This window comes from Psychrobacter piechaudii (genome assembly GCF_900162825.1).
Lineage (GTDB): Bacteria > Pseudomonadota > Gammaproteobacteria > Pseudomonadales > Moraxellaceae > Psychrobacter > Psychrobacter piechaudii.
The window spans coordinates 1-2,961 of sequence record NZ_FUGE01000219.1 but is presented as its reverse complement, the minus strand read 5'-3'; the positions used below and the strand labels follow the sequence as shown (position 1 = coordinate 2,961).

Below are 2,961 nucleotides of genomic sequence, written 5' to 3'. Positions count from 1 at the left end.
GCATGATAGAGATATCAATGCTGCTAAGAACATCCTCGCGGTCGGGCTTGACCGTCTAGCTGTAGGAATCCCCTCGGTTTAGCGAGGGGAGGAGGTCAACCCCTCCCTAATGGGTAGGTGTTATAATAGATAAAAGTATAATGTTAAACAGTTTTTAGCTATTTAGTAGCGTAATAAGTACTGAATTGACTATCAGTACTGAAATAAACGACAGCGAGTTTTGTATGTGGAAAAAGGTAGCAGCCATAAGCAGTGCTCTATTATTAAGTAGTTTAGCGACTGCAGGTGACCGTAGGATTGAGGCCAGTAAAGCGTATTTATATGTGGGTAAGTCGGTTATGGCTTGTGGCACGTTGGCTGAGATTAATCACTTGCCCAACCGTCACTATATGAACTTTGATGAAAAGTACCCCAATCATACGTTAACCGCTTTGATATGGAACAAAGACTACCGCTGGTTTGAAAATCGCTACGGTAAAATTGACAACTATGTGGGCAGCCGCTTTTGTGTCATTGGTAAAGTGGCACAGAACCAAAACTACTTACAAATTAACGTGATCAACCCGCAGTTTCTAAGATTAGTGACCAACTAAATTTATTCATATTGCTTTGACTTTATACTGTTTTAGTAAAACCAGCTTAGGCTGGTTTTTTTTATGGGCGGTGAAATTATGGTCCGTTAAAAGCTAGGCCATGGGTTAAGGCAACATTCTGAAACTAAAATGTCATTTAGGCTTAGGTATACTCATAAAATGATCCTGTTAAATAATCAAGGATGATAGTTAATGCTATTAGATTTGCTCGTTACGCTTCATATACTCACTTGGCTTGCGGTGTCGCTTCGGGTGCTTTCCCGTCACGATTTAACCGCGCAGGCACGATTGGCGTGGCTGGTCGTGCTATTTATACTGCCCTATGGCGGGGTGGTGGTGTATTGGATGTTTGGCGAGGTACATTTAGGCTTTAACTTCGAGCACCGTTATAACAAGATTATTGAGCAGCTAAACAGCAACTTTCCGGCAGTACTGGGCAAAAAAGACACCATGACTGAGGTCATTGATCAGGAGTACCAGCCAGCCTTTGCTTATTCGGCCTCAGTAAATGGCTTTCATACCACTTTGGGCAACAAAGCGGAGCTTTTGCCAGACGCTAAGACCACGGAAGAGCGAATGATAGCGGATTTCGATGCTGCCACCGATCATATCCACGTTATGTACTATATTTGGTTGGATGATGGGATGGGAACGGCTATTGCTGAGGCATTAATGCGCGCTGCCAAACGCGGGGTACAGTGCCGAGCTATGGTAGATGGTATGGGCTCACGCAAGCTGCTGCGTTCTCCGTTATGGAAGCGGATGGAGCAGGCAGGGGTAGAGGTGAGTATGGCGCTACCGATCGATAATATCCTTAAAGTAATGCTGTTTAGCCGCATTGATTTACGCAATCACCGTAAGATTACTATTATCGATGGCAAAATTGGCTATGTGGGTAGCCGCAACAGTGCCGACCCTGAGTTTCGGGTGAAGCCAAAATACGCCCCTTGGGTCGATATCATGCTAAGAGTACGAGGTCCTATCGTGGCCCAAAACCAAATGCTGTTTGCCAGTGACTGGCTTATGGAAAATCCTGATACCCCATTTGATAGCTTTCCCTTCATATTAGAGTCGCAACCAGATGGCTGTCCTGCACAAGTATTCGCTGATGGTCCCACGCAGCGTCAGGGCACCACACCGCAGTTTTTAAGTACTTTAATGGGGCATGCTAAGCGGTCATTGGTCATCTCGACTCCGTACTTTGTGCCAGACTTTACCTTGATTAATATGATCTGTGCCACTGCTTATCGGGGCGTCGATGTGACCATTATTTTTCCACAAAAAAACGACTCTTTTATCGTTGCTGCCACCAGTCACAGCTACTATTGGCAACTGCTTGAGGCGGGGGTGAAAATTTATGAGTATAAACCTGGTTTACTGCATGCCAAAACACTGACCATTGACGATCAGATTAGCTTGGTCGGCTCGACTAATTTAGATTTGCGTAGCTTCGACTTAAACTATGAAAACAACGTCATTTTCTACGACAAAGCATTGACCGAAGAGATTATTACCCGTCAAGAATCTTACATTGCCGACTCGGTCGAGGTCACCCGCTCTGAGGTTAGAAAATGGCCGATTTATTACCGTATTTGGATCAATATTGTGTCTACCATGGGCCCTCTTTTATAGGCTAAGACTTGGAACGCACCGCAAGACAAGGATAAAAGTATGAATTCAGAATCTGTAGTTAAGTTAACCATCACGGGTGTAATCACCGCTGTGATATTGATAGTTGTAATAATGGCCGGCTACCCCTTTTATAAAGTCTGGTCACAAGAGATGCGCGGTAAAGCAGCCTTGGCTGAGGCTACTCAGTCGAAGATGATTCAAATTGAGCAGGCTCGAGCCGAGTTAGAGTCAGCACAACTAAGAGCTGAGGCGATTAAAATTATTGGTAAAACCGCCAAGGAATACCCTGAATACCGCGAGCAAGAGTTTATCGGCGCTTTTGGTGAGGCACTGCGTGAGGGTAAGATTAATCAGATTATTTATGTGCCTACTGAGGCTAACTTGCCGGTACTAGAGGCGGGCAAGCGTCAGCCTGTGGTTGAGACGGCTGAATGATAAAACGTAATAATAAAAAAAGACGCTAATTTATTTAGCGTCTTTTTTTTGTTAGTTATACCAATTCTAAAAAATAACACTCAAGTCGCACCACTCCCGCTGAGTGATAGACCTAATTAAGTTAGTCTGATTACACAATGCATTCCAAGCGTCACATGCCGCATCGACAATCGCATCATAACTCTCAAAACAGCGATTAGACAACCAATGCTGTTTAAGATACTGCCACACCTGTTCAGCAGGGTTAAGTTCAGGTGAGTAGGGAGGCAATTTAAGCATGGTCACATTGTCTTGATCCAAA

Annotated in this window: 3 protein-coding genes and 2 pseudogenes; 4 read left to right on the top strand and 1 reads right to left on the bottom strand. The window is 44.3% G+C overall.

Annotation, left to right across the window (positions count from 1 at the left end):
• The 4 genes and pseudogenes from A1019T_RS13775 to A1019T_RS11635 form a co-directional block, all read left to right on the top strand.
• Positions 1 to 82 (top strand): annotated as a pseudogene (locus A1019T_RS13775) (RNA-guided endonuclease TnpB family protein); the annotation flags it as partial.
• A 142-nt stretch (positions 83 to 224) separates the two neighbouring features.
• Positions 225 to 593, top strand: coding sequence for a hypothetical protein (locus A1019T_RS11645; RefSeq protein WP_077451778.1), 369 nt, complete (start codon positions 225 to 227; stop codon positions 591 to 593).
• Positions 594 to 785: 192 nt separating this feature from the next.
• Positions 786 to 2,225: a cardiolipin synthase gene (cls, locus tag A1019T_RS11640; protein ID WP_077451777.1), complete on the top strand. Its 1,440-nt coding sequence runs from the start codon at positions 786 to 788 to the stop codon at positions 2,223 to 2,225.
• 39 nt (positions 2,226 to 2,264) lie between these two features.
• Positions 2,265 to 2,660 (top strand): hypothetical protein, encoded by a 396-nt coding sequence (locus A1019T_RS11635; protein WP_077451776.1) that lies wholly within the window; start codon positions 2,265 to 2,267, stop codon positions 2,658 to 2,660.
• 164 nt (positions 2,661 to 2,824) lie between these two features.
• Here the strand turns inward: A1019T_RS11635 and A1019T_RS11630 are convergent.
• A pseudogene (locus A1019T_RS11630) lies at positions 2,825 to 2,961 on the bottom strand (transposase); the annotation flags it as partial.

Bases quoted from the DNA above. Each gene is read 5' to 3' on its own strand.
- A1019T_RS11645 (WP_077451778.1), top strand. From the start codon at position 225: ATGTGGAAAAAGGTAGCAGCCATAAGCAGTGCTCTATTATTAAGTAGT.
- cls (WP_077451777.1), top strand. From the start codon at position 786: ATGCTATTAGATTTGCTCGTTACGCTTCATATACTCACTTGGCTTGCG.
- A1019T_RS11635 (WP_077451776.1), top strand. From the start codon at position 2,265: ATGAATTCAGAATCTGTAGTTAAGTTAACCATCACGGGTGTAATCACC.